This window comes from Acidithiobacillus sp., from assembly GCF_023255755.1.
In the GTDB taxonomy this organism is placed as follows: domain Bacteria; phylum Pseudomonadota; class Gammaproteobacteria; order Acidithiobacillales; family Acidithiobacillaceae; genus Acidithiobacillus.
Genome location: NZ_JAGDVS010000005.1, coordinates 1 through 6,649, shown reverse-complemented (window position 1 = coordinate 6,649; position 6,649 = coordinate 1). Strand labels below are relative to the sequence as shown.

The following is a 6,649-nucleotide window of genomic DNA, read 5'->3' as shown; positions in this document are numbered from 1 at the left end:
CATCCCTATGGCTCCGGCACCGATGACACAGAGGCGTTTGGGGGGCTGCCGCAAGTCCCAGACCGTATCAGAAGTCACGGCGGCGCCACTCTTTAACGCTTCCTGAATGCCGGGAATCGGCGGCACAAAGGCGGGAGCGCCCGTAGCAATGACACAAGCACCGAAAGTCAGAGTCCGCCCATCTTTACCGCTAATCTCGACACTATGCGCCCCGGTGAAGCGGGCATAGCCCTCCAACACCTGAATCTTCATACCCTGATCAGTTTTCAGCGCCATTTCCCCACGCGTCTGGAGAATGCCGCGCCGATGCTGCTCCAGTTGCGCCCAGTCCAGCTTCGGAGTACCCAGGGTAAGTCCCATGGCGGCATCGTGCTCACGGTCACGGATACGGTCCGCCGCCGCGCGCCAGGCCTTGGAAGGGATACAACCACGCCAGAGGCACTCGCCACCGGGCAGCGGTGCGTTATTGACCATAGCCACCTTGATGCCGTTTTCTACCAGTTCGCGAGCGCAGTCTTCACCGCCTGGGCCAGCGCCGATGACCAGCACCTGCACGTCATAGTCCCCTTCGGGAATCATCGGCCCGGTGCTGCCCAGCCAAGCTTCCGGATGCTCAATCGCCTGCTTCAGGTCTTTGAGAAACAGGGCCGCCTCGGCGCCGTTCACCACCCGATGATCCGCAGTAATGGTAATAGGCATACCCTCGGGGCCATTCCCGGCAATAGCAATGATGGCCGCCGTGCCCGGAGTGACGATAGCATCGAACTGGGCGATGCCGTACATCCCCATGTTGGAGATCGTAAAGGTCGGGTTCGTATATTCAGGCGGACTGAGACGACGTTTGCGCGCCTTCTCTACCAGTGGGGTCCATTCTGCCTGCAACTGATCAAGGCCTTTACCTTCCACACCATGTAGCACCGGCACTACCAGCCCGCCATCCTCCGTGGTCGCGGCAATGCCAATGTCATGCTGACTACGTTCGACAATCTTATCCGCGGGCTGATAAGCGGCATTCACCAAGGGATGCTTGCTCAGCGCCTGCGAGGCAGCCTTGGCGATGGCCACCGTGACGGAAACCTTGTGCACCTTGGCGGCGCGAATCAGTGCCTCGGGCTTGGCCAGCACGGTGACATGGAAAACCGGGATACTCAGGGAAGCGACCATCGCCTGACTAATCGCTCTTTCGATGGCCGTCATGGCGCGACCGTTACCAGGCACTGCGGGCTCAGCGGGACGTGCAGAGGCCACTGGTGCGGCAAGACGGCCAGCTGCGAGAACGTCAGCAGCCACGACCACACCCGCCGGACCGGTGCCGCGTAGCCCGTTGAGATCCACCCCCTGCTGGCCCGCCAACTGCCGGGCGAAGGGGCTGGCCGCACCCTGCTGCGGACGCGCCGCCGGAGCAGGCATGGCGGTGGCTGCGGTCGTGGAGGTTGCTGCGGGGGCGCGTACGGAACTGACTTTGCTCGCCGTGCCGGTGCTGACTACAGCGCTTTCGCGGCGCACCTGCTCCGGCAACTCCACCAGCCAAGCGATAGGCTCGCCTACCGGCACTACCACATCTGCCGCCACCAACGGACCAGAAAGGTAACCCTCACGGAAAACCTCCACATCCATGATGGCCTTGTCCGTTTCCACCGTCGCCACCACATCCCCACGCTGAATCCTGTCCCCCAAGGCTTTTTCCCAAGACACCAGCACGCCTTCGGTCATGGTATCGGAGAGCTGCGGCATCTTGACGGCGTAGCCCTCAGGGGCGGATACCGCAATGGACGCAAGCTCTGGTGTAACGGCAGCAGCAGGTGCGGCGTAAACAGGCGCCGCCACCGTCTCCACCGCACTATCGGAGATATAGCCAATAGCCCCGCCCACCGGAATGACGCTGTTAGCCTCGGCCAGAGGCCCTGCCAGATAACCGGAGCGGAACACCTCCACATCCATGATGGCTTTATCGGTTTCCACCGTCGCCACCACGTCACCGCGCTCCACCCGTGCACCCACGGGCTTCTCCCAGGAAACGAGAACACCTTCCGTCATGGTGTCGGAAAGTTGCGGCATCTTGATGACGTAAGGTTCAGCCATGTTTCACCATTATCGAGTCAAACCGAGATTGAGAGGGAGGCCGTGACGCCATCCGAAGGATAGGCCACGGTCAGCCGCCAGAACAGTCGCCGGAACCTTACCGGCCCAGCATTTTCCGCACAGCGGCGACTACATCCCCGGCATTGGGGATCGCCGCCTTTTCCAGACGGCGGTTATAAGGAATGGGCACATCCAGGGCATGCACCCGCACCGGCGCGGCATCCAGTTCGAAGAAGCATTCCTCATTGAGGATCGCCATCACCTCAGAACCCACGCCCACCGGGGCTTCATCTTCTTCGACCACAATGGCGCGATGAGTCTTGCGTACGCTGGCGGCGATACCCGCCCGATCCATGGGCTTGAGCGCCCGCAGATCGATGACTTCGGCATCAATGCCATGCTCCTGCGCCAGCTTTTGCGCCGCATCCAGCGCCCAGTGCACACTGATGTTGTAGGCAAAAATGCTGACGTCTTTACCCTGCCGCATCACCTCTACCCCTTCCAGTGGGGTGAAGAACTCCGTATCCGGTATCTCACCCTTCAGGTTGTACATACTTTCGTGCTCAATGATCACCACCGGATCATCGCAACGCACGGCGCTTTTCAGCAGGCCGTAGGCGTCGCGCGGGGTTGCCGGGGTCACTACCCGCAGGCCGGAAATACCCATGAAGACTTTCTCCATGCGCGCCGAATGCTGGGCACCCAACTGGTGCGCCGTGCCGCCCGGCACCCGCATCACAAAGGGACAGCGGATACGACCACCGGACATATAATGGATTTTCGCTGCGTTGTTCATGAGCTGATCCATGGCCAGCCAGGCGAAATTGACGCTCATAATTTCGACGATGGGGCGGGCCCCGACCATGGCCGCACCCACGCCGATGCCGGTGTAGCTGTTTTCGGAGATGGGGGTGTCGATTACCCGCTGCTCGCCGTACTTGGCAAAAAGGCCGCTGGTCGCCTTGTAAGTACCGCCAGCGACGCCGATATCCTCACCCATGGCAAAGACCAGGGGGTCCCGCGCCATTTCTTCATCGTGGGCACGTAGGATACCCTGCCAATACATCATTTCAGCCATGGCTGCTTGCCTCCTTCTGTGTACACATAACGGGCGATGTCTTCCACGCGCGGCTCCGGACTCTCGGCGGCAAAGCGCACGACCTCATTTTCGATTTCATCCTGAATAGCCTTGTCCATGGCGTGGAACTCATCCTCGCTGACCACCCCAGCATCCAGCAGACGGCGCTTGTAGATACCGATAGGATCGCGCTGCGCCCATTCTTCCACCTCTTCTTTGGATCGGTAAGCACCGGAATCCGACATGGAATGACCGCGCAGACGGTAGGTCATCAACTCCAGGAAGTAGGGTTTGCGCTTTTCACGCACATGTTGCACCGCCTTTTCGGCGTGGGCCATGACCACATCAATATCCTGACCGTCGCACTGCGCCGCTTCGATGCCGTAAGGGGCCACGCGCTTGTACTGATTGATTTCCACCGTCGAACGCTCGATAGCTGTACCAATACCATACAGATTGTTTTCGCAGACAAAGAGCACCGGCAGATTCCACAGGCTGGCCATGTTCATGGTCTCATGGAAAGTACCCTGATTATTGGCACCGTCGCCCAGGAAGCAGATGGAGATTTCATCGCCGCCACGCAACTGGATCGTCTTAGCGAAACCGGCGGCCAGCGGGAAGGGTCCGCCAACCAGCGCATAGCCACCCATGAAACGCACATCGGGATCGAAGAGATGCATGGAACCGCCGCGGCCCTTGGAACAACCCGCTTCTTTGCCAAAGAGTTCCGCCATCAACGCCTTGGGATTCATCCCCGACTTCAGCGCATGAATGTGGTCGCGATAACCGGTCACCACGTAGTCCGAACCGGTGCGTGCCTTTTCCAGCACACCGATGGCGCAGGCCTCCTCACCGGGATAGAGGTGCAAAAAACCGCCGATCTGGCGTTCGTGATAGGCCTCCGCGCAACGTTCCTCAAAACGGCGGGCAAAAAGCATTTCACGCAACAGGCGCTTCTGGTCCGTGGCGTCCATGGTCCTCCCAGGCAAAATAATGGACCGCATCGCCGGGATGCAGGTCGCGGGTGAATGTTGAGAGCAAAGTCTTGGGAATGATGGCCCAGGGTACGGCAAAACGTCAAGAGTGCCTGCATATAAAGCACCTTCGCGCCCGCAGGGACGACACCAAACAAAGTTAGATCAGAATTTATAACACCGGAGAAAATATTTGGAACAATTCAAGACGCACAAAAAAGGGCAGGAGGACCGCCCCTGAATATTGCTAACGGAGGGGACGCGGTTACAACAAGTTCACAACACTGCACCGCATATAGGGCAAAATAGATACCAATGCAAGCACCAGTAAAATCGAGGTATATTCACCCGCGCCCGGCAATAATTGCCCACATATTGGGCAGCAGCGTGTTGAGCTAGTGCACTATTCACCGATATGGGGCAAACGAAGCAAGAAATATTCGCTGCCATAACGCATAAAACCCGCCCTACATCTGTGGCGGGTTTTATGCGCGAGACAGCCCCGAGCCTCTCGGGGCTATTGTGATAAGGCGTGCCTCAGATTCAGAACATGAAGCCGGTTTCTAGCATGCCACGAAGCTGGGTGGTGTTAGTGCCGCCAGACAACCCATACCCCGAAGGGGCAGACGCCGTGACATAAGAAAGATCCGCGCGAGCAAAAAAGCCACCGTCCTGATAGGTTGGGGTCACTGTAATAGACCAGGCGTGAGAATCGGCCGGTAAGTCGGTCAAGCTAGACGCTACACTGGAGCTATTAAGCGTTTCCCCCGGATGGCCGCCGACGTCCAAGTACTCCACTCTACCCGCCAGGGATATTGTATTGGTAATGCTATAGTCGGCGAGCACTGCTGCTCCATAATTGGAGAAAGAGTGGTTAACATTCAGCAGTGGTGACTTCGGGGTATGCATATATTGCACATAGGGCTCAATCATCCACGGCCCAGAACTATGTTCATACTCCAAGCCATAGATTTCGCTGGAATCACCCACCGCTCCATAAGCAACATCCGGGGAGCTCAAACGCACGTTACCGAGTGGCCCCTGCGCATAGAAACTCACTGTATTTGAGCCATCAATAGCATAACTCAGTAATCCACTCATCACGTTATAACGATTGGAATAATAGCCATCATTCAAAGATAGCGACGCGCTAATAGGGCCATTACTGGCGTTAAACTGTACGCCACGGCTGATTAACGGCTCCATATCCCACAGCAGACCGCGTTCGATATTGATATTCTGGTAGGTAAAACCACCCTCGGCGCCAATGAGCGTAGGGAGTTTGCCTATCTCCACGGAGTAGTCAGAAGAGGGGACATACTTTAAATACGCGACGGGCAACGCACCGAAATCGTTAATGTTGCTCTCGGATGAAGGAATTGAAGCCGCCAGCGTGGGGAAGCTGTAGGCGCCTGCCTGGATATAAAACTGTAGAGAGCCGGTATTCTTTTGAATAATGAGCATGCCGTTAGTAATATCGGCGCCAACATACTTGGCGCCTAAGGTACCTGCAGCTCCCTGCGGATTATCCTGGTAAAAAGCCATGCCACTGGCAATACCCTGCACATCCAGCTTACCGAGAGGGCCAGCACTGAAGGTCAGGGGGGCAGGCATGGATAGCGGGCTGGCATGGGCCACCCCGGCGATCATGGGGAGGCTCAGGGCAACGGCGGCCAAAACCGTGCGGTGCAACAAGCGGGAACATTGGGTAGCATTGTGATGCAGCATGACCACTCCTTAGGTTTCTATAAAAAATCAACTGGTGTTGCTAAAAAGCAATTGCCATACCACTAGCAACACAAAGCACAAAATTAAATTACTTCTTTATAATCATTATTTTAATTACAATTTTTCAGCATAGGCCCACTAAACAACTGCACCATCACAACGCACAAAGCACCATTATAGTGCATCATTTTGTTGTTTTTATAGAGCATCGCGGATCGGCCGACAACATTCAGACGCAAAAAGGCCCCCCACTTCGGCATATGAAGCGGGGGCCTTATACAACAGGCAGCATTTTAGTTGCCGTTGAGGGTGCGCTCGATGCTAGGGAGTGCTGCGCCTACACCGGCACCAACAGCACCACCAACCGCTGCGCCGACAGCGGGATTACCTGCAGCGACAGTGCCAAGAATGGCGCCACCGGCAGCACCAATGGCGCCGCCACTCAGAGCACGCTGACCGGTGGGGCTCATATTGGCGCAACCGCCGAGGGCCACAACACAAAGAGCCAGCGCCAGCATCCAACGCCGCCCAACTGGAACAGCGCTTGCGTTTCTCAAGATCATTTCCTGCTCCTATTCGTCTTTCTGCCATCGCTGAGCTATTAGACCAGGAATCCATCGCTTCATTCAGCGATCCCCATCATCATGCCGCCACCGCCTCGCCCAGGGAGGCGGGCCGCGGCGTACCCAAGGGCGAGGGCCATAAACTCTCGCGGGCATCGCTGCCACGTAATAACCCGGCGGTGGTGGGGGTGGGGGTGGGGCGTAATAGACCGGCGGGGGCGGCG

Annotated in this window: 5 protein-coding genes; all 5 read right to left on the bottom strand. The window is 57.5% G+C overall.

All coding sequences use genetic code 11. The features are described from left to right. Positions 1–2,082 (bottom strand): 2-oxo acid dehydrogenase subunit E2 (locus tag Q0C48_RS00235; RefSeq protein WP_291520482.1); only part of this gene is annotated, 2,082 nt, incomplete at its 3' end. Positions 2,083–2,179: 97 nt separating this feature from the next. After that, positions 2,180–3,160 carry an alpha-ketoacid dehydrogenase subunit beta gene (locus Q0C48_RS00230; protein ID WP_291520480.1) on the bottom strand — a complete coding sequence of 327 codons (981 nt, stop codon included), beginning with the start codon at positions 3,158–3,160 and terminating at the stop codon, positions 2,180–2,182. After that, positions 3,148–4,134, bottom strand: a complete 987-nt coding sequence (pdhA, locus tag Q0C48_RS00225; RefSeq protein ID WP_291520478.1) for a pyruvate dehydrogenase (acetyl-transferring) E1 component subunit alpha — start codon at positions 4,132–4,134, stop codon at positions 3,148–3,150. The genes Q0C48_RS00230 and pdhA overlap by 13 nt, the downstream gene beginning before the upstream one ends. Before the next feature lie 543 nt (positions 4,135–4,677). Then, on the bottom strand, positions 4,678–5,862 hold the full coding sequence (locus Q0C48_RS00220) for an outer membrane beta-barrel protein (RefSeq protein WP_291520476.1): 1,185 nt from the start codon (positions 5,860–5,862) through the stop codon (positions 4,678–4,680). Between the two features lie 293 nt (positions 5,863–6,155). After that, entirely contained in the window at positions 6,156–6,425 is a 270-nt protein-coding gene (locus Q0C48_RS00215) for a hypothetical protein (protein ID WP_291520474.1), read from the bottom strand. Positions 6,426–6,649: the final 224 nt, after the last annotated feature.